Source organism: Rhodococcus sp. NPDC076796 (assembly GCF_040702765.1).
Lineage (GTDB): Bacteria > Actinomycetota > Actinomycetes > Mycobacteriales > Mycobacteriaceae > Rhodococcoides.
The window spans coordinates 1-20,439 of sequence record NZ_JBFBMS010000009.1 but is presented as its reverse complement, the minus strand read 5'-3'; the positions used below and the strand labels follow the sequence as shown (position 1 = coordinate 20,439).

The window sequence follows — 20,439 nt, the reverse complement described above, 5'->3', positions numbered from 1 at the left end:
CCGGAGGCTCCGATGGGCTTCGGCCGGGACGTTTGCCGGCTGCGACGGAATCGTGTCAGATCAAAAAGAGGGGTCCTGCGTGGCTGGTATCGACTGGGCCGCCCATGCACGGCGCCTGCGTGAGCACGCAACCGCCGACGCGCTCGCCCGTACCGAGGAGACCGGCAAACCGCATCGTCCGGACCAAAACGTCATGAGCGTGGCCAGCTCGTGCGACACCGCAGCGTACAGCCCGGGCCGCCCGAATCCGCGCCTGGAAAAGCTCGTCGCAGACGCTCTTGCTTCTAGGCCAGCTCCGCGCCCGCAGACCGGCAACTTCGACCTGAGCAGCAGCTCAGGGCACCAGCCCAGCGCACCTCGACACTGAGCACCTCCGCTCCCACGATTCCGGGCGTTACGATCATCGACTGTGCAGCCAGGTGACAACGGGGGAGAGATCGTGACGGCAGACTCGGCAGACGGACAGACCTCGTTCGACGAGTGGATGCCCGAGGCGTTCACCGTTCCAATAACCACCAGCTACGCCGGCGTCGACGCCGGCCTCGGTTACCGTGCCCCGGCGGTGCAGCAGGCAGCCGGTGTGACCTACCGCCAGCTCGACTATTGGGCGCGAACGGGACTGATAGAGCCGTCCATCCGCAGCGCAGCCGGTAGCGGATCTCAGCGCCTGTACTCGTTCACCGACGTCGTGACGGTTCGAGTGATCAAACGGCTACTCGACACCGGGGTGAGCCTGCAGAACGTCCGGATCGCGGTCGACCACTTACGCGCTCGCGGTCAGGACGACCTCGCGACACTCACGCTGGTCTGCGACGGAGTGTCCGTCTACGAATGCACGACCGATGAAGAGATCGTCGACCTGTTGCGTGGGGGACAGGGCGTGTTCGGGATCGCTATCGGGCACACCGCGACCGATGTGGCGGCCGTCGTTCGCCACCTACCCTTCGTAAAGGCCGCTGACACCGTCGCTGACGACGTAACCCGCCGTCACAGCAAAGATGCCGCCGAGGACTTCCTTGATGATCTGAGCGTGCGCCGTGCGCGTCGCAGCGCATGACTACCCGCCGCTCCACTGATCACGGCCTCTATTTCACGGTCTGAGCTCGGCCGGATCATGTAGGCCCCAATGATCCTGAACGTCCCACAGTCTCTGACGTAACGCCTTCTCTGGCATGACCGAATTGGGCGGCTCGACAGCAACCTTGATCGCGAACAACTCGTCCAGATCGCTCTCGATCCGATCGCGCTCACTGCGGGACGGCGGAGTCTCCTGCGCGGAACCTGGACCGCCGGCCATGGCCATACCCTCGTCCGGCTGGTCGCGACGTTGCTCGAGGAACTCTATTGCTCTGATGATCTTGTCCATGAATTGCATCACTCATCGTAAGCCGTGATCGGCGACGTCACGGCTGATCACGTAGCTAGTTTCGGGCCGGCGGCTTCTCGTCAGGGGTTAGGTCGCGATCCGGGATCCGTTGAAACAAGGCTTCGATGTATTCCATGTCCACATTGTCTTTGAGCAGCTTGGCTGCCGTCTCGATGACCGTTTCCTCGACGGTGTCGACGTGTTCGACCAACCAGCCTCTGATGCCGTCAGGCCCGTCGGAGACGGGCCCGAACAGCGTCGTGAGCGCCTCGGGCCTGAACCCCTGAGCGACCAGTTCCTCGGCGGTGACCCAATCGTCCGCAGGTTCGCCGACCCACACTTGGTGGTTGTATCGCAGATCCGCCTCGGTTGTTCTGCGGAAGCGCTCATCGATGGGGAGATCGATGGCGTCCTCTGGAGTCTTCAGGCTCCAGTTCGTCGCTTCTCCGCGTTCGATCTCGTCTGCAGTGGCATCTCTGAAATAGCCCATATCCCGGGATCGTATTCCTCGCTCCCTCGGCCCGCCCACTGCCATCGAGAGTCGACCCCCCTCACATTCCGAATCTCCCTGATACAGAAAGGTAGTCATGCCAGAGCGCACGTTCACCTCGGAAACCTTCTTCGCAGGCCTCTCTCTCTGGGTGGCGCTGTTCATCTTGTTCGCGATCCCCAGCCTTCTGACCTCCACTGTGGCGAACGGCAAGTCGGCCATCATCCAGATAGCGACAGTCTGCGGCTTGTCGGTAGTGGCCCTGTTCGCAGCCGCGTATGCCGCATTTCTGATGTGGTTCAGTCATTCTGGCCCCGATCGTCCCCGGCCACACTTGTCGATGCTCCGAGAACCACTGGCTCTTATCGGAGTCCGATGGTGCGCCGGCACTTCCCGTCGCCGCTGGTGGTGTCTGGCTGCCGCGATCGTCGTTGTTCTCGTCTACACCTTCGTCCGCGCAAGCGGCCCCGTCCTCCGCATGCTGGTGGAGTACTTTCCGACCTCCGAAGCCGGTGCGCAGCAACAAGCCTGGGATGCGCGCGAAGCGATGCACGATCTGCCCTTCCCCGGGCACATCACCGGGGTGACGATGACAGCCAACGTCATCGTCGAAGAGCTGATCTTCAGAACACCGGTCATCGTGGCGTCGACCATCGCGCTGCGACGACTACGTCGACCGGGAGTCGTGGTCCCTCGATGGGAGCAAGTGCTCCTCATCGCAGCCGTCATCTGCGTGTGGGCCGGAATCTCCGTGTACGGCTTCGCATCCGGTCACGAGCAGTTCTCGGCACTGAACTTCGCCACGACGTTCCTCGACGGGATCGTATGGGGTGCGCTCGCCATCTGGACCAGATCCTTGCTACCTGGCGTCGTGGGGCACAGCGTCAACAACGTCCTCGCGGGCGGCTGGTGAAGCGTCGGCGGTCGCGGATCGTCGAATGTGGCTGGCGCGGCGAATGTCACGGCCCAGTCACCGTCGGCGTAACCACTGCATGGCCGTGCGGGCACGCAGTGCATCCGACCGCGACACCAACCTGCTCAGCTCATCTACAAAGCCTGCTGGTGGACGGTGGAACAGCACCGAACCCCGTTCCCTGCGCGATCTGCGGTGTTGTCGGCGCAGCCAAGGTTGCAGCGACCGAAGACCTGTAACGGACCACGCGCAATTCGAGTGGAGGTTGCCCGACCAGTTGGCGGAGCCAACATCGGGACAACTCGAAGCAACCCGGGCCGCGCTACCGCGCGGTTGACCTACACCGGGATCAGCCGCCGAGCGAAAAGGAATCCACACCAATGAACAAAGCCGATACGCGCACCAGCACCGACGTCGATCGCACCCTTGTGATCGGCGGTGCGGTTCGATGACCCAACAACGCGCTCTTCGGACACGCGCTGCTCTGCTGACGGGAGCCGCGACAGAGTTCGCTCGCCACGGCTACGCGGCGTCGTCGGTCATCCGGATCTTGGAGAACACCGCGTCCACCAAAGGTGCAATGTATTTCCACTTCTCTTCCAAACGAGAAATGGCGGATGCAGTCCTCGATACGGCCGCCGCTGGCTACGGGGGAGTCGCAGAACGCTGGATGACCACAGACGGCACCCGCCCGCTCGATGCCCTCAGGGGGTTGGTCGACGACACCGCACGAGCCTTCATCGACGACGTGTCGCTACGTGCCGAGGCCCGTTTGGCTGTCGAACCGGAACTCAACACTGGTCGCACCCTCGCGGTCTGGAACGCAACTGCACTCCACCTGGCGAAAGAGGCAGTTGCCGCAGGCGACTTTCACGAGGGGTTCGCCACGGACAAATTCCTTCGCCTCCTCACCGCATCTCTCGCCGGTCACCGCCTCACTGCGCACTTGGCTGTCGATGTCGACATCCGAAGCGGATACGCCGAGGCGCTGGAAGCCATTCTCGCCGCAGCGACAGTGAAGGACGTGTCGCAAATCTGACAGCGTCATGCCCTGGCCAACCCCATGCGGGTTGACAGCATTGACGCATATGATCACAATTGGGTTGACTTGGTTGACCGTGAAAGGACTTCTCATGAGCACTCTCGCCGAACAGGAACGCAAGCTGCTCGACCTGCTCACCCACTCGGTCCACCGGACATTCGCCGATGCCCGCGCCTCCGGTGTCCCCGCTGATGTCTTCGCCGACGTCGAGTCCATTGTCCGATCGATGACGTCGGCACTACCGACAAGCCATATCTACGACCAGCTCGTCGGCCCGTTCTACGACACCTCGGGTCTGACCCAGTGGTGGGGCGTGAGCCGGCAGGCCGTCGCGAAGGCATCGTCCACCGGCACGCTGATCGCCTGCCGGCTCGACGGCGGCGGATGGGTCTATCCGACCTGGCAGTTCACCGACTCAGGCACGGTGTACCCGGACCTGCTCACCTTATGGTCGACGTTGCGTGCTGCAGCCGATGCCTGGACCTGCGCAACCTGGCTGCGCAGTCCCCTCGCCGACCTCGACGACCGCAGCGCAGCGCAATGGGTCGCCGAAGGGCGCCCCATCGAGCCAGTGCTCGAGCTCGCACGCGCCGACGCCCGACGGTGGGCGGCGTGAGCGGCCGCGACCACATCGCACTCGGTCCGCCGTCGAGGCCACTCGACGGATTCCCCACCCGTGAGCTCACCGCAGCGCAATCACTGCACCGCGGACACAGCATCGGTAACGGGCCATGGTGGTTCGCGTCCTCCGGAGGTGGACGCTTCGACCTCACCCCACCGCGCGGCACCTGCTACCTCGCCTACGACGAGCTCACCGCGATCCGGGAAACCGTCGGTGCTCCACTGGCCGCAACCGGAGTGATCAGCGCCGAGTTCGCCTCGAAGCGGCACCTGTCCGCCCTGACTGTGCCCCACGATCATCACCTGGCCGACACGTGCTCGGACGACGCCGCGAACTACGGCCTGACCAGGGAACTGGTGTCCATGACCCCGTACTCGGTTCCGCACGAGTGGGCCTCGACCTTCGATGCCGCCTTCGATGGAATCCAGTACCAGACACGGTTCACCACCGGACCGAACCCGAACGCCGTAGCCCTGTTCGCCGACGCGGGGGAGCAGCCCTGGCCGGTCGATCCGGATCCGGAGCCATTCACCACTGCGGCGCGTCGACACGGCTTCACCGTGGCGACCCCGCCGCGATCGGTTCGCATCGTGCCGACACCCGGCGGTGCCACGAAACCGTCGTGACATTGCGATCCCCGACCTGATCGCCCTCGATCCCCGCCAGCTCTGCTGGCGGGGATCTTTTCGTTGGCGAAGCCAACGTCGAAGGTTCGGGGATCGGCTACCTCGCACGCCGGCCGTGAGGACCTACACAACAAGGAGTTACCCGTGAGCTCACAACCCGAGGGCGAAGGCCTGATCCAGGCCACCTTTCGCTTGGCCATGCACAGCAAATCATGCCCCGAACTCAAGCGAGCCGAAGCTCAGGCTCGGTTGAGACTGGCGAGTGCGATCATCGCTCTCGACGACGCACACCTGTCCGACGAACGGCACACGTTCATGGAACAGGCCGCTGTCGAAAACGCCCTCGGTGAGTACGGAAACGCCCTTGCATCGCTTCTCCGCAAAGAGCATCCCGAGCGCGAGACCGATGACAACCGAGAGGTCCGGCAATCGTGAACTCGTCGAACTCCCTTCCACCGGTGACTCTGGGTGAGAAATCCGTGCTGGACACGGCGGCCCTGATCGCCACCGTACGAACCAACGCCGAACTCGCCGGCAGCGCAACAGAGATCAACGACTACGGGATGTACGCCAGTCGCGCGCTCGATGCTGCCGAGCAGCTGGCTCGACACGTCGAAACGCTCCCGCTCGGAGCTTCGCAGGATCGTGACCACGCCGGAGACATCTGGGTCTTGGTTGTCGACGACCGAACCTCCCCGACCACATCCAGTCTCCATACGAGCGAGCAATCGGCCATCGACTGCCTGGTCTTGAACTTCGACCCCGTCGATCGGGACGATCCCGTCCAATCACTTCGGAATGACGGCTACACGATCCACCTGGACTCCCACCCGATTCCGCATTCCGCGGCGTCAACGGAGAAGAACGCCAATGTCTGAGCGGGCACGAATCGAATCGGTCGTAGCCCAGGCACTACGCGACACATCGGCGGTTCGGAGCCACGACGTCGTAGCGAATATCGTCGTGGGCCGACTGGTGCATCTCGGCTACCGCATCGTCGAACTGCCGACACCGGCCGAACCCGGCGTGTGGCCCGCGCCGCCTGGTTTCCGTAACCCGGTCGAGCTGACCGACATGGAGCGTTACCCGATCCGGCACAGCGGAGAAGTCGTCACGAACGCCGAAGGGGCACGCTCTCTCGCGGCCCGTCTCCTCGCCGCCATAGCGGCCACCGAGGGCAGGACATCGTGAGCGATACAACGAAGCGATGCCGCCACGAGAACAGTTGAAAACTGTAGGAATACAACAGTGTTCAGCTGTGTAATGCTTGCCCCGTTCATCGTCAGGGCCACCCGATCGGATGGCCGAATAGCAGGGGGAAATGTGAAGAACAGAACCATGAAGCGGACCATCGCATCGGTGCTGACCGCGGGGGCGATCATCAGCGGGATTTCGCTGGCATCGGCAACAACTGCTTCCGCCGACACGAGGTACGTCTTCTCGTCGCAGTCGTCGTGCAACTCCAATCGCGACGCTGCGGTAAGACGCGCCGCTGCTACCGCCAAGCCGCGTGGTCAGTTCCAGGGAAGCGGCACGACGGTTACCCCGTGCAAGTTCCAGTACGGGAAATGGACCTTCAGCACCATTCGGTGGATGTGACGCTGTAGGAACAGCGGACACGGATCCGCTGAGCTTTCGATCTCGGTCCATCACAGAACCCGCACCTGCCACGGCAGGTGCGGGTTCTCCCGTCCGTGGGACACCTCTTCTGCACTGCCAACGACGTGTGGCGGCACTGACAGAACCTCCGCATCGTGATAAGCAAAGGTAATGACTGATTTACTTCGTTCCCTCGACACGCGGACACGCGCATTCTTCGGTGGGCCCGGTCTCGGGATGGTGTTCCTCGTCGCGCTCATTGCGTTCGTGTTGCCGGTTGTCGGTCGCGGCATGGACCTGAGGGGCGAGCTGATCGCAGCGCTGGCGATCCTCGCGGCCGCGGCTATCTACGCGGTCGGTCGCGTGCGGCGCAGGCTCGCGTCGGAAGACTGACGCCGACAAGAACCGCTGGCGTCCTCGCCGCTCTTGATCACGCCGGTCAGTCGCAGTACCTGTGGACGTGGGGCCCGCTCCACTCCAGAACCCGCACCCACCTCCCTGGTAGGCGCGGATTCCTCGCTGCCAGCTCGAAACTCCGAAACAGTAAGCAACACAGGCCATTCCACTGAGCCGGTTCCTGAACAACTGCCCAACTACGATGTCGACCGACTCGTCGATTCACGATCTTGGAGATTCACTGTGTCTGATTCCGGCGACCTGCCGCTTGCACCACCCGTATCGAGGAGTCGTCACCGGTGGCCATGGATCACCGGGATGGCCCTGTCCGGTCTGCTCATCGTCGGTTGCGTGGACCCCACGACGGCCAGCGACGCCACGTCTGCCGCCGAGAGTGCTTCCTCCGCAACCGACACAGCGACCAGCGCCTCACCTCCTGCGTCCAGTACCGATGCTGTATCTGTGGCCCCCGCGCCCACCCCCGCGTCGGCAGCCGAAATCTGGCCCGATGCTCAAGCCGCTCTCGGCATGCTTGCAACCCTGCCGATCAAGGGGCGTGCGCCGAAAACCGGCTATGACCGTGACTTGTTCGGCCAATCCTGGACCGACGATGTCGACGTCGAATTTGGGAGGAATGGCTGTGACCAGCGAAACGATCTGCTTCGTCGTGACCTCACGGACATCACCCTCAAGCCAGGATCCAATGGATGCGTGGTGCTGACCGGCACCCTGGCCGACACCTACACCGGCACCATCATCGACTTCGTTCGAGGAGCTGATACCTCGATGGCTGTTCAACTGGATCATGTTGTGTCGCTGAGCAATTCGTGGCAAACCGGTGCGCAGCAACTCGATTCTGCCACACGACAGAACTTCGCGAACGATCCCCGTAATCTGCAGGCCGTCGACGGCCCCGCGAATCAACAGAAGAGTGACGGCGACGCCGCAACCTGGCTGCCGAGCAACAAGTCGTACCGGTGCACCTACGTGTCGCGGCAGGTCGAGGTCAAAGCCGCCTACGGGCTGTGGGTCACCCCGCCCGAACACGATGCCATCGTTCGGGTTCTCGGCGACTGCGGCGGCAATGCCGCCGCAGTCGCGGAAGCGGCCCCGTCCACTGAGCCGACACCGGCGGCTCCTGCGCCGGCTCCGGTCGAGGCACCGCCGGCACCCGCACCGTCGAACGTCACCTACAAGAACTGCGCTGCTGTTCGTGCCGCTGGAGCCGCACCGATTCGCGTCGGAGAACCCGGCTTCAGCACCAAGTTCGACGGTGACGGCGACGGTGTCGGCTGCGAATAGCGTCGGTGGCGACACCGTTCTTGACCGAACTCTCACCCAGAACCCGCACTCTGCCTCCACGGCAGGTGCGGGTCTTCTTTTTCGCCGGCTGCGCCAGCAGACGGCGCAGCCGCAATTTCGATGGCCGCAGCCATCGCCGTTCGTCTGCCAGACGTCAGAGTCGGCGAAGCCGACCTCGAAGCAACATCGACGCGATCAGGCACCCCCGCCGTCGTCACAGAGCCGTCCGAGCAGGAGAAACGCCATGACTGTCACCCTCACCACGATCGACCGCGCAGCACTGACCTTGCTGGTCCTCCCCGCACGAACGCTTCCGGTCGACAACCTGTGGCAGGCCTACCTCATCGATCTCGGAGAATCCGCTGCAGAGATCGGCGACGCACTCCATGCCGTGGCCTGGCTCAACGACATCACGCCGGACCAGCTCGCCATCGTGGGAGTCGAATTCGCGGATCCGGAGCAGCACAACACCACCGTCACGTTGAGTGGCACCGACCTGGACGCCATGTCCTGGGTGCTCGGCGACGGCGGCATGGCGCTGGAAAGTACAGCCGGCGTGCTCACACAGCTCGAACGCCTCGTCTCGGTCGCCGTACCCGTGTACGCCTGAATGGGCGTGAACGAACTCGACCAGATCGCACACTGACGTTCACGGAGCACAACGAACCCGATCGAAGGACCACGTCCACCGCACGAACCCGCACTCTGCCCCCGGCAGAGTGCGGGTTCTGTTTTTTCCCACACAGTCCGGATATCCGCCGAACGCAGTGGCCGCACTGGTGACAGCCGACAAGCACCGCCGTGTCGGCGACAAACTCGATCTGTGCCGCTGTATTTCCGTGCAACAGCCGGTACTACGGATATACAACGGATATCCACAGGCTCTCGCCCACGTGCGGCGGCGCTACGGACGCACTGTGGATGTAGAGCGGCGGGACTACGGATATACACCGGCTACAGCACGGTCACTCCGACTTAAGGCTGCCCACCGAAGCAAGGCATGGCCGATTCCCATGCCGTAAGCCGCTGACCTGGCCGTTCGTCACGTCCAGAATCGCCACCAACGCCCCGCAGCACGCACAAAAATACTGTTCCAAGATAGTCGAGACCGAATTTTCAGCGGATAGGAGCGCTCGATTTCGGACAACTGTCCAATACCGAAAAGCAGTACATGTTCTCGCACTGAATGTGAATGTTCGGACTCCAATAAGAGCGGCTCAGTTTGCCGATTATGACCCATAAAGAGGTTTCACTGACGTCTCTGAGTCACGCGAGATAAACCGAGTCGAAGCGGACAGACGAGATACTCCGCGACACCGATAAAACAGACTTCTCCGGCGCACGTGGGCACCAGATATTCGATGCGATACCGGTGATCTGGCCGGCGGCCCGGGGGCCACCGTCGTCCGCAGAAATGCGCTGCGGCCGCCACCCACGTGCGCCGGAGAAGCCCGCCTGTGACCGTTCCGTCCGCGGCCTGTGGCCGCAGCCGACCCCCGCAGCCCGATGGCTGCGACAGCCCCGAGAAGCGAGACCGACCCAACCTTGCTGTCGTGCGGCCGGCCGGTCAAGCTGGCAGGCCGCACGGGGTCTCGACGAGTCTGTGGAGCGGCCCTGCCGGGCCGTCAGATCCCACTCGGAGCGACCGTTCGCAGCCCTGATCACGCCACCCGCTGAGGCGGGCGGCCGAACCGTGGACGGCCGCCGACGCTGTGACGTCACCGGGCGGCCGGATCACCCCTCGAAGCCGCCTGCGGCGAGGCTTCGGAGCCCGTCGAGCGGGGCAGTGACACGTCTGGGAGATGCCTGCGGCCGGGCGGCTGCGCGCCCGTGACGGTCTGCCGCGAAGAGCTGCGGCAGGCCTGTGCCCGAGGCGGTTGCCGAGGGCGGCACCGCCGGCGCTCACGCGCGGTCGAGACTCTCCGCCACACCGGGGGAACGACAGGGACTTCACCGACCCGGCGAGGGTCGAAGTGGCCTTCGGCCACCGAGGCCTGTTCGCGCCGGGACCGCTCCGGTTCCGTGTTCTCGTGGGGCCCTCACCGATGCCATCTACTCTCTCGGGCGCGCTGACGCGCGGGCATCGGACCCACGAGACCACTGCACCTGCGCGGACGGTGGGGACGGCGGCCGAGGCCGCCTGCTGCTCTGAGATAGAGACCCACCGGGGGACCGCGGCTGACGCCGCGGGCACGGCGTCACCGTGCTGAGACGGACCGCTGGCGCGGCCCGTGTGACCCTGACGCCACCATGGGTGCAGCCCCGCCAGTCGCTGCGCTCCCAGCGGCTCTGAGACCGCCACAAACCCAAAAACGGGGTTTGCGCCGTCTGCGTCAGGCTCCTGGCTCACAGGGCGCAAGGCGTCACCGCTCCATGCTGGGGAAACACGACATCGATACCGTCCTTGCGACCACCCGTTCCGGGCGGCTGTCGCCGGTCTGCGACCGGTCGCAAGGACGGAGATTCTGCTATGTTTCCCCAGATCGCCACGGCCGCAACCTCCCGCCGCTAACGCTCTGGGTCGGTTGCTGTGGCTCCACACTAAAAGGGCATAAGGAGTCGTGACGCACGGCGGGTTCCGTTCGCTTCGCTCACTACACCCTTGTTTGCCCGGCAGAGCCGGGACGACCTCCTCGGCTGGCGCCTCGTCGCCACTCGCTGCGCTCGGGTCCTCATCGCCTTCGGCTCTCTCCTCCGGCCGCTGGCGCGCCCTCCCTCGTTCACCTACGTCGACCCCTGCGGGGTGCCCTGGGGACGCTGCTGCTTCCGTAGCCGGCGGTGCTCGGCGCTGGCGCGCCTGCGGCCCGTTCCGGGGCGGTCACTCGCTCGCTCGTGTCCTGTGACTGCTGCTGCGTCCTGCCGGCCCGTATCGCGCCCCTGGCGCGCGCTGCTGTGACGGGTGGGGCCGGAATCGAGACCGCTGCTGCCGCCCGCGGCACCCGCGGAGTGACCAGTTCGTGTCGGCCGGACCGGCCTGAGCGTCGGATGTTCCGACACCTCGCAAACCGTGATTGCGGAATCCGAGATTGCAGAAATGCCGCCGCCGAGGAGCATCGTGTCCGATTCGGGTCGCGGCCCACACCGGACTCGGAGCCGTCCTGCACCACCTCTTGCACCGCGCGGCTTGGGACAGCTCGAATCGGAGAATGAGGTCTGTCTGTGACCTGTAGATGTGACGTCACGGGCTCCGCTCGCGCTTCATTGGGCAGCAGCCAGAGAGTGGGATTTCCACCTCCGTGTGTCAGGTCGCAAGCAACCTCGCTGGGGTCGGAAGCGCACGATCGGGGCAGCCCGGTGGCCGGCACCCGAAGGGTGCTGCGGGAAGCCCGCCGACACCACGTATCCCTCCCGTTGCATGGCCCGGCCGTGGCCGAAATCCGAGCGAGCGTGTCGACCTTCCGCTTCATGGCATTGAGTCGGCCAGCCGCATCCGGCGGTCTCGGACCCCGGCCGTGGCCGGTGCCCGAGACCCGAGTCGAGACGGGCACGGGATGGTCGCTCACGCCCGGCACGGAGGACCCGTGGGTACCTGGTCGCCGGACGACGAGGTACCGACTTCGGGCGGAGGCACATCGGGCCCCGAAGTTACTCCCGAACATTTATAGCGAGGCTCTATACGTGGGTTTGTCGATTAATAGTGGCGTCGTTCAACGAGCCGTTGCCGGAGGGTCGGTGGTTTAGCCACCGATGTGACCCAAACCTCGTGTTCAACGACATGAGAACGGCGAACTAGGCCCTGCAAAAGGCGTCGTAGAAGTCCACTAAGAGATAGCCGTTTCGATTATCGGGTTTTTATTCTCCACAAACTGACATCGCCTAATCGGCCGCTAGTACGCGGCCCGGATGGAGTGCTGCTCTCGCGCTCGCTCGCTGGACCCCCACTCACCGAAAGGAACGTTCACGTGACTTCACTGACCATCACCCACACCCATGCCGAAGGCACCCTCATCGAGGGCACAGTTCGAGGCGACGGCTCTTCGGACATCTTGAAAGCGCAGCGCTGGCGCTGGTCCAGGAATCTCGGCTCCTGGTACATCCCGCATTCGCGAGACCGCCTGGCCAAACTTCCGCAGATCAACGCGACGGCTTCGGCGCTGCGCAGCGCCGAGTTCGAGGTAGAGATCACGATCGACGACACGTACCGGCCAACGGCCGAGGTCGAGTCGGACAAGATCACCCGCCAGGAAGGTCGCGTCGAGGCGCTCGGTGCGAAGGCTGAGCGCAAGGCAGGCGTAGCCGAGGCTGCTTGGGATGCCGAGCGGGCTGCGTATGCCGCACTGCCGGAGGGTGGCGAACCGATCAAAATCGGCCACCACAGCGAGAGTCGGCACCGCAACGCTGTCGACAAGGCTTGGAACAAGCTCGGCAAGGCCGTGCTCTCCGAACGTGAGGCCGCCCGGGCGCGTGGCCGGGCCGACGCCGCGGCCGGGACCACGGATTCCCGCTACGCCCCGGTGTCGGTAGCCCGCCGAATCGCGAAGCTCGCCGCTGAACTTCGCGGTCACGAGCGTGCCCGCGACGGCCACACCCGCACCTTGTTCACCAACAGTCAAACCGGAGAGAAGCACCTCGAGTCACACGCTCCGGCAGAGGGCGCCCACCGCGATCGTGTTCTTGCAGAAATCGAGCGCACCACCGACGACCTCGCCTACTGGGAGGGTGTCCGAGCTCAGCACATCGCAGACGGCAAGGTCACCGCCTTCAATCGAGACGTCGTGACCAAGGGTGACCACGTCTACTACATCGGCAAGTGGAACGAGGTCGTACGCGTCAACGCGAAGACCGTCGCCATCCGCTCCATCGTCGGCGGCAGCTGGACCGACCGGATCCCATACACGGAAATTCGGGCTCTGCGAACCGCTGAGGCCGTCCCCGTCCGCGTCGTCGACGGAGCACGCGTCATCGGTGACGAAGCCGCCGACGAGCCCGCCGTGACGCCCTGACCGGCGGCGACCTTCCCCCACCACACCCGAACTGAAAGAGCCCACCCATGCAGATCACCATCACAATCGAGGACACCTACGCCAACGGCGACGAGTTCGCGCCCCGTACTGAGACCGTCACCGTCAACCCTCCGCCTCCTGGTACCGACGACCTCGAGGACTGGGCAGCCGATGAGCTGTCTCCGTTCACCGGTCAAGGCGACGCCATCTACGCCAACATCGACGGCATTCACGAGGTCACAGTCGTCGACTGCGCCGACCACGCTCATCTCGTCGGCGAGACCTTCTCCTTCGGCTGAGCTCGCCTCCGATTCGTGTCACCCACAGCCTTGAGCCCCCGCTCAAAGCCCTCGAACATCCTGAAATATGAATTGAGACTCCGATGACAGACTTGCTCATCATCGACAACGGCACGCGTATCGCGTTCCGTAGCCAACTGGACCACGAGTCCAGTTATGGCACTGTCGCCCGATTCGCTGGGTACAGCAACGGCGTGCGCAAGTACGTCGTCGAATGGGATCAACCCGCCAGCCCAGCCGAACGCACCTCTGTGCTCGCCGAGAACGAATTCGACATCGTTCCCGTCACACCGCCCTCTTTGCACCACATCGCCGGACTCAGCAACGCCGACTTCGAGCAGCACATGCGGGACGGACTGTTATGAGCACCACAATTCACATCACCGAAGCCCAGTACATCGACCCGCGAGCGGGCAACGACAAGTTCTACCGGACGTACGTCCTGGGATCGACCTGGGTGACGCAGTACGGACGCAACGGCACCATCGGTACATTCACCAAGCTGATCGAAGTCGCATCCGAGGACGCTGCCGCGAAAGCTGCTGCCGCCAAGTTCACCTCGAAGGTCAAGAAGGGCTACGTCCCCTACAAGGCCGGTTCGCTGACGCTTGATCGACCTGTGGGTCCAGACGATCTCGGGGTTCTCGACGAGCTGGCGCAGCAGCTACCCGTTTCGAGGGACAAGGCTGCGGCCGGCGTTTCCCAAGCACCCGCCGCGGCTGTCGATCTGGGCCCCGAAACGCTGCCAGATCTGACTGTTGCCGTGGATTCCGCTCTCGCCGCCGTCGTCACTGGGTCGGCCGCCGACCCAGTAGCTGGAGTGGGCTTACCTCTACGGCCCATGCTGGCCGCGACGTTGTCTCCCGATCATCTCGACGAGGTGATGGACTCCGATACCTGGGTCACTCAGTTCAAGTACGACGGGGACCGTGTCCTCATCGAGGTCACCGATGGCCGGATCAATGTGCTGAATCGGCAGGGCGAAAACAAGATTCGTAACGTAGGTCGTGCTCAGTTGTTGCCGTTCACAGCGCTACGTCGGGGTCGGTGGGTGTTCGACGGAGAAGTCGTAGGCCGCACTCTCGTGCTGTTCGACCTTGCATTCGCATCCGGGTTGCGGACCTGGGTCACCGAGAGTGACCCCTTCATCGCTCGCTATCAGGCGCTGCAGGTCATCGCCGACCTTCTCGTGATCCCGGTGCCGGACCGAATCGCAGGCTCGCCCGTGGTGCTGGCACCGGTCGCCTCAAGTCCCGAGGCGAAGACTCTGATGCTCGCCGACGCGGTACTGCAGCAGCGAGAAGGTCTCATCGCACGTCGAGGGGCCGGAACTTACGAGCAGGGACGTCGTTCGACGGGCTTACTCAAGCACAAGCTGGTCAAGGACGTCGACGTCGTCATCTCCGGCCTTCATGCCACCAAGGAGTCCGCGACCCTCTCGGTTCACGACGAGCACGGAACTCTTGTCGAGGTCGGTTCCGCGTCGACGATCGGTAAGGGGAGTCTGTCCCCTGGTGAGGTGTGGGTGGTGACATTCCTGTACGTCACCGACCCCAGCCACCCCCGCCTGGTGCAACCGCGGCTCGTTCGTCAGCGCACGGACAAACCCGCTGCCCAGTGTCAACTCGACCAATTCGTTGCAGCCGGCACCAGTCGGATCGTCTGACCCATCGCTCATGCGACGAGGCCCCGGAACGCATGATCGCGTCCCGGGGCCTCGTCTCCTGAGAGAAACATGTCGACTATTTTTTTAGCCGGTAGATCAGCAGCTCAAGTGGTAATTACAATAACTTTCGGACAATGCTAAACTCGTGTCACGACCATCAAATCTCTTCCGTGCGTGACGTGTACCGCCGGATCGAACGAACGGATCATCTGCCATGACCACTCCGGCCGAACACGTGCTCGACAGCGTCATCTCCGTGGCGCGCAACTTCTCCAAGCGCCGCCCCTTCGACATCATTCGTGAGCGACGGGGCTGGGACACTGCCGCGATCGAGCAGATCGAACTCGGCACCGACGAGCCTCTGCCCGACCTGGAACGCAGCGTGGCACTCATTCATGCCGCTATCACCCAAGGTCGGACCATCACTGTGCTCACCGACTACGACATGGACGGGGTTGCTGCCGGCATCCTCACCTACGCTGGCCTGGCCGAGCTCGGCGCGCAGGTCGAGCTCGTCGTCCCGCACTACGAGGGCCCGCGCGAAATAACCGCCGAGAAGGTCGACCAGGCGGTCGCCCAATACCCCACCACCTCGCTGATCATCACCTGCGACGTCGGCATCAACTCCAACGACGGAATCGACCGGGCCCACCAGCGCGGGATCGAGGTCATCGTGACCGACCACCACATCCAGACCGTCGATGCGTGCCGGGCCGACGCTGTGGTCGACCCGAACCGGACAGGATGCACCTATCCCGAGCCGGACATCTGCGGCTCGCAGGTCGCGCTCCACATTCTCGACGCGTACGCCCGCGCCCACTATCCGACGAAGTCACCAGCGATCGCGATGCTCTCGGTCTTCGGCGGCATCGGAGGTCTCGCCGATGTGATGCCGTTGCGCGGACAGACCCGTGCGTTGGTGCGCCGGGCGCTCGGACTGTTGGTGCTGGCCCTGCCCGAGGTGCCGGTCTACACCAAGCAGGATTCTCTTCGTGAGGACAATCCGATCAAGCGCTACAAGATCGGTGAGTGGAACCTCGAAGAGCCGGATCGCATCGATCCCGACACCTCCACTCTCATGCGGATCGTCAACGGACAAGATCACGACCGGCGATACCGCCAGGCTCTACGAGGTCTTTCGCTGCTACTGGCTCGACTGATTGCTGCCGGCAAGGTCAGCTCTGTCGACAGTCTCGACGTCTCGTTCCTCGGCTTCACACTGACACCGATGTTCAACGCCACCCGCCGCGTCGACGCTGACATGGCCGACTCGTTCATGGTGTTCGTCCCGGAGGCTGTCCGGGCCTCCCGGCCCGACTACATGCCCCATGTATTTGCCTCAGACTCCGAGATCGAGAAGGCCCGCCGCATCGCGGCAGACACGTTGCTCCTCAACAACGAGAACCGCAAGGAATTGACCAAGGCCGCTATGGAGGACATTCACCTCGCCGAGCAGCCCTACGCGCCCTACCTGTGGTTCTCCGAGGCGAAGCCTGGTGTGCTCGGACTGCTCGCATCCAACCTGCTCACAGAGACGGGGATGCCGACGATGGTCGTCAACCCGCACACGCTCTCCGGATCCGCGCGGGCTCCAGAATGGTTCGACGTGCTCGGATTCGTCGCCGACATGAACGACTCTCGCCTCCATGCTCTCGGACACCATCAAGCGTGTGGTGTCGGAGCGACCGAGCTCGAGGCGTTGGAAGGTCTGATCTCGGCCATCGACGGCTACGTTCGTTCACTCCCCGAGCCGGACCCGGCGGATCTGCGGGCAGACCTGCACATGATGGACATCGAGTCCCTTGCCAGGCTGGATGTGGCGTCAGCCGACACTCTCCTACGGCTGCAGCCCGACATTCCGGTACCCATGGCCACTGAGCTCGTCGATCTGGCGAAGTGCCTGAGCGAACTCGCGCCCTTCGGCCAGGGCTTTCCCGCTGCAGACATTCGGGTCACGTTCCAGCCGGTCAACGCGGCGGTGAAGTTGATGAGCCGGAAGGAGGAGGCCGGCGAACTGGAAAAGGGTGTCGAGCCTGACCCAGCGGACTACAAGCACGTGAAGATCACGACCGGGCACGGCCTCGACCTGCTGTGGTGGAACAAGGCGGATCAGTATCAAACGCTCATGGACGCTGCGCTGGTCACTGCGACAATCACCCTGTCGACGAATCAATTCATGGGAAATATCCGACCTCAGGCGATCGTCTCGTCCCTGGAGATTCACTCCGGTCCGTCCGTGCAGAACAGCTAGTGAGCATTCACCGTGACAGCAACCCTCGACGGACTTCGGTCCGCCGGGGGTTGTCTGCTTGGAGCCTGGTGGTTGTCGCCGTCGTCGGCGTCGGCGTGTCCTTGACGGTTCCCCAGCTGCTGCTACGCGGCGTCGGTGTGAGTCCGGTGATCGCCACCTCTACCTGCATGATTGCTCTCTCCCTCGCCATCGGGCACTACGCGCCTGCACTCCGGATTTATCCTGCTCGACGGTCCGGCTATGCCCACAAACCCTCGGGAATCCTCGTGGCCGCCGCTGTGCTCGCCGGTGTCTGTCTCTGGTCGATAGGTGCCATAGTCGCCCGACTCCTCATCACCGATGGCGAGAACTCCACTCAACGGCTCGGAGTCGAGCCGTACCTGCTCACACTGCTGTTCGTGCTCGCCATAGCCCCGGTTACCGAGGAGATCCTCTACCGCGGCCTTCTGCAGGGTGCGCTGAACCGTGTCTCCCCCGTTGCTCTCTCGGTATCCCTGACCACGGCGGTCTTCGCTCTCGTGCATCCGCACACGCGAGATGTCGTGATGGCTTGCGCCATTGGCTTGCTTGGCGGCATCACCAGGGAGGTGTTCGAGACGATGACGGCACCGATTCTGGTGCACGTCGCCATGAACACAGCTTCGATGCTCGTACCGTCGGCCGCGGTATCTGCTCTGGCTCACGGCTCGGCCGCCGTCCCTGTACTCGCCCTGCTCGTCGTTTTCCTACTGCTGATCAGCGCCGCCGCGCGATCTGCAGCTCTTAGGAGACGTTGAACAAACTTTCATCGAACCGAGCTTCGCATCGGGAGTTGCATCTACCCAGTGCGCAGTCCCCGGAGCTGTCCATGGTCCTGCCACAGCAACCGACAAGGAGACCTATCCGCCATGAACGACAAACGGTTTTATCCCGCAGACGGAGCGCGTGAACGTTCCCCGAATCACCCTCGCGACCTACGTTACGAACCCAACACGGTAGGTATCGATTCCGGAGACTATCGCCTGGACGAACGTGGCGGCTTCGCCGAAGACTGGGTGAGCGCGGCCACGATGGCCGATCTACCTGCTCTCGCACAGTCCCCCGACTGGGAAGATCGCCTCCGCGCCGAAATTCTCCGTCAGCGGACGAAAATCACTCTGCCCGAGGCCTTTCCCTGCATCTACGAGGTAGCAGAGTCGCCCACAAAAGCGAACGCTCTTCACCCACGGCCGCAGCCCTGGGTGGTCTCCCCGGACGAGGGGATGCTGGCCGAACTGCTACCGCTCTACCAAGAGTTATGGGACCACCAGACGCGGCAGTGGGGACCAGGATCCCGCCGTGTCTTCGCCCTCGGGCATCTCGACGGTCTCTCGCCTCGCCGGGTCTACCGCCGCGGAACAACGGTGGCTCAGGTCATCGGGGGCACCATGCTTGTACATACTGATCTGTATCGGACTGCGCCCGAACATCTTCGCGCACTTCACCCCATGTACGAGGTATGGGCGGGTCGCAGTCGGCCCGCCTGAGGGCGCAGTTCAGAATACGTTCCGGTGCCGGCATCACGGATCCGTCAGTAAGTGCGTCGACACGAACTGACGCCCGCTCGATACGCTATGAAGCTCAACCCCACCAGAGGACAAACCGTTGACATTAAACATGATTCGCACCCAGATCACCGTAACCCCCGTCGCTCCCCCGCCTCTCGTAGAACGCTTCAAACACATCGTCGGCAATCTCGATCCCGTCTGGTGGGTCCTTCTGGTTGCAGCCATCGCCGCCGCAGCTCTCGGTCTGGCGGCCAAGTCGCAGGATCTCAGGTTCGGTGACACTCGCCTGTCCGCAGCCGTGCTCGGCACCGCCGCGGTGCTACTGGGTGGGCTGTCGGTCTTTCTGCTGATCTGGGGTGTCTGAACTCGGTCTCGGATTCGATCCGCCGACCTACGCATGCGGTACGCTTTACCCAGAGCCGTATCGCATGGCTGACCCCGAGTTGTATCAGGTGCCCGCATCACCGCACAGACACAACGCCGGAGGGCAAGGTCCTCAGAAGTTCGGATCTGCGAAGCAGGAAATGTTCGTGCACTGAGTCCGTGTGCGATGGATGCGGGACGTCGCCACCACCAGTGGATGGATCCTGTAATGACACGAAACAACAACCGTAAGAAGCCTGCTCGCGCGTACAAGAGCGCGAACCCCGGTATCACCTACCCCGCGGCTCTGCGACGCACCGCCGTCCCGAGCACAGGCAGTACGGTCACCGGCCCGTCGGCGGGAACTGGTAGCCCGTATCCCCTCCCCCTCACTGTGTACGAAGTGCTGAAGGCCGCTGTCGAGGGTGACAAACAGTTGCTCAGTCACGAGCTCGAGATCAGTCTCGACACCGGCCCCAGCGATTTCTATGTCAACCTCGGGCCTGAAATCGAGGAAGGGCCCATTGTCATCGATGATGTCGACATCGACGCATCCACAATGGATTACAACGAAGCGGAAAAGTACGAAGACGGCACGTCCATCGGTGAAGTGCGTGTGTCAGCTGTCGTCCAATGGAGTGGACCAGTGTACAAACCGACCTATTACGGCGCGCCTGACGACGTTCAGTGGACCGTGATCGATCCGGACTTGAACGAGCACTACGTGGAGGTAGCCGGCGAGTTCGAAACCGAATTGGTCTTCGACTACACCGTGATCCCCGGCGAAGACTCGCCAGACACCTTCACATTGACCCGGATCAACGACAGGACCTGATCGTCACGCCGCGTCGGACGAGTTCACCTCTGCCGAGCATGGATTCGGCATAGGTACCGCGCGTTTCAAAAGCAATGACCCCGCGCAACTCAGTGCGCGGGGTCATTCCCGACTTGGCTCAATTTAGTGCGGAACTCAGGCTTGCTTGATTCGGGCGATGAGCTCGTTGATTTCAGCGGGCACGGGTGAGGCGGCGTGGA

At 63.5% G+C, this 20,439-nt stretch carries 23 protein-coding genes; 21 read left to right on the top strand and 2 right to left on the bottom strand.

The annotated features are described in order from the left end of the window. Positions 1–484: 484 nt before the first annotated feature. Positions 485–1,057: a MerR family transcriptional regulator gene (locus AB0366_RS21850; protein ID WP_366245901.1), complete on the top strand. Its 573-nt coding sequence runs from the start codon at positions 485–487 to the stop codon at positions 1,055–1,057. A gap of 33 nt (positions 1,058–1,090) precedes the next feature. Here AB0366_RS21850 and AB0366_RS21845 read toward each other — a convergent pair whose 3' ends face one another. Together AB0366_RS21845 and AB0366_RS21840 are read right to left on the bottom strand one after the other, a co-directional pair. Then, on the bottom strand, positions 1,091–1,366 hold the full coding sequence (locus tag AB0366_RS21845) for a hypothetical protein (protein WP_162247514.1): 276 nt from the start codon (positions 1,364–1,366) through the stop codon (positions 1,091–1,093). Between the two features lie 55 nt (positions 1,367–1,421). Next, entirely contained in the window at positions 1,422–1,856 is a 435-nt protein-coding gene (locus AB0366_RS21840) for a hypothetical protein (protein ID WP_057472964.1), read from the bottom strand. Positions 1,857–1,953: 97 nt separating this feature from the next. Between AB0366_RS21840 and AB0366_RS21835 the strand changes: the two genes are divergently transcribed. From AB0366_RS21835 to AB0366_RS21740, 20 genes are all read left to right on the top strand, one after another. Further along, the gene (locus tag AB0366_RS21835) at positions 1,954–2,769 is read left to right on the top strand and encodes a CPBP family intramembrane glutamic endopeptidase (RefSeq protein ID WP_057472963.1); all 816 of its coding nucleotides are present in this window, start codon (positions 1,954–1,956) and stop codon (positions 2,767–2,769) included. Between the two features lie 448 nt (positions 2,770–3,217). Then, positions 3,218–3,808 (top strand): TetR family transcriptional regulator, encoded by a 591-nt coding sequence (locus tag AB0366_RS21830; RefSeq protein WP_366245799.1) that lies wholly within the window; start codon positions 3,218–3,220, stop codon positions 3,806–3,808. Positions 3,809–3,902: 94 nt separating this feature from the next. Then, entirely contained in the window at positions 3,903–4,427 is a 525-nt protein-coding gene (locus AB0366_RS21825) for a hypothetical protein (protein WP_057472961.1), read from the top strand. Then, the gene (locus AB0366_RS21820) at positions 4,424–5,059 is read left to right on the top strand and encodes an RES family NAD+ phosphorylase (protein ID WP_366245798.1); all 636 of its coding nucleotides are present in this window, start codon (positions 4,424–4,426) and stop codon (positions 5,057–5,059) included. Before AB0366_RS21825 ends, AB0366_RS21820 begins: the two co-directional genes overlap by 4 nt. A 144-nt stretch (positions 5,060–5,203) precedes the next feature. Then, positions 5,204–5,494, top strand: a complete 291-nt coding sequence (locus tag AB0366_RS21815) for a hypothetical protein (protein WP_057472959.1) — start codon at positions 5,204–5,206, stop codon at positions 5,492–5,494. Continuing rightward, positions 5,491–5,937, top strand: coding sequence for a hypothetical protein (locus tag AB0366_RS21810; RefSeq protein WP_366245797.1), 447 nt, complete (start codon positions 5,491–5,493; stop codon positions 5,935–5,937). Before AB0366_RS21815 ends, AB0366_RS21810 begins: the two co-directional genes overlap by 4 nt. Continuing rightward, on the top strand, positions 5,930–6,250 hold the full coding sequence (locus AB0366_RS21805) for a hypothetical protein (protein WP_366245795.1): 321 nt from the start codon (positions 5,930–5,932) through the stop codon (positions 6,248–6,250). The genes AB0366_RS21810 and AB0366_RS21805 overlap by 8 nt, the downstream gene beginning before the upstream one ends. A gap of 147 nt (positions 6,251–6,397) precedes the next feature. Next, positions 6,398–6,658, top strand: coding sequence for a hypothetical protein (locus tag AB0366_RS21800; protein ID WP_366245793.1), 261 nt, complete (start codon positions 6,398–6,400; stop codon positions 6,656–6,658). Positions 6,659–6,829: 171 nt separating this feature from the next. After that, positions 6,830–7,051, top strand: a complete 222-nt coding sequence (locus AB0366_RS21795; protein WP_366245792.1) for a hypothetical protein — start codon at positions 6,830–6,832, stop codon at positions 7,049–7,051. Positions 7,052–7,372: 321 nt separating this feature from the next. After that, on the top strand, positions 7,373–8,356 hold the full coding sequence (locus AB0366_RS21790; protein ID WP_366245791.1) for a DUF1524 domain-containing protein: 984 nt from the start codon (positions 7,373–7,375) through the stop codon (positions 8,354–8,356). Positions 8,357–8,600: 244 nt separating this feature from the next. Further along, positions 8,601–8,966, top strand: a complete 366-nt coding sequence (locus AB0366_RS21785; protein ID WP_366245789.1) for a hypothetical protein — start codon at positions 8,601–8,603, stop codon at positions 8,964–8,966. A 3,292-nt stretch (positions 8,967–12,258) separates the two neighbouring features. Beyond that, positions 12,259–13,299, top strand: coding sequence for a DUF3560 domain-containing protein (locus tag AB0366_RS21780; RefSeq protein WP_366245788.1), 1,041 nt, complete (start codon positions 12,259–12,261; stop codon positions 13,297–13,299). Positions 13,300–13,346: 47 nt separating this feature from the next. Continuing rightward, positions 13,347–13,598: a hypothetical protein gene (locus AB0366_RS21775; protein WP_322544904.1), complete on the top strand. Its 252-nt coding sequence runs from the start codon at positions 13,347–13,349 to the stop codon at positions 13,596–13,598. A gap of 83 nt (positions 13,599–13,681) precedes the next feature. Continuing rightward, a complete protein-coding gene (locus tag AB0366_RS21770) occupies positions 13,682–13,963 on the top strand; it encodes a hypothetical protein (RefSeq protein ID WP_366245787.1) in 282 nt (93 codons plus the stop codon). Next, positions 13,960–15,264 carry a WGR domain-containing protein gene (locus AB0366_RS21765; protein WP_366245785.1) on the top strand — a complete coding sequence of 435 codons (1,305 nt, stop codon included), beginning with the start codon at positions 13,960–13,962 and terminating at the stop codon, positions 15,262–15,264. The genes AB0366_RS21770 and AB0366_RS21765 overlap by 4 nt, the downstream gene beginning before the upstream one ends. A gap of 214 nt (positions 15,265–15,478) precedes the next feature. Next, a complete protein-coding gene (locus AB0366_RS21760) occupies positions 15,479–17,515 on the top strand; it encodes a DHH family phosphoesterase (RefSeq protein WP_366245784.1) in 2,037 nt (678 codons plus the stop codon). Positions 17,516–17,583: 68 nt separating this feature from the next. Continuing rightward, positions 17,584–18,291: a CPBP family intramembrane glutamic endopeptidase gene (locus AB0366_RS21755; protein ID WP_366245782.1), complete on the top strand. Its 708-nt coding sequence runs from the start codon at positions 17,584–17,586 to the stop codon at positions 18,289–18,291. Between the two features lie 111 nt (positions 18,292–18,402). Next, entirely contained in the window at positions 18,403–19,020 is a 618-nt protein-coding gene (locus AB0366_RS21750; RefSeq protein ID WP_366245781.1) for a hypothetical protein, read from the top strand. A 130-nt stretch (positions 19,021–19,150) separates the two neighbouring features. Beyond that, complete coding sequence (locus tag AB0366_RS21745) at positions 19,151–19,405, top strand: hypothetical protein (protein ID WP_057473058.1); 255 nt, start codon at positions 19,151–19,153, stop codon at positions 19,403–19,405. A gap of 402 nt (positions 19,406–19,807) precedes the next feature. Continuing rightward, positions 19,808–20,239: a hypothetical protein gene (locus tag AB0366_RS21740; RefSeq protein WP_366245779.1), complete on the top strand. Its 432-nt coding sequence runs from the start codon at positions 19,808–19,810 to the stop codon at positions 20,237–20,239. The last annotated feature ends 200 nt before the right edge of the window (positions 20,240–20,439 follow it).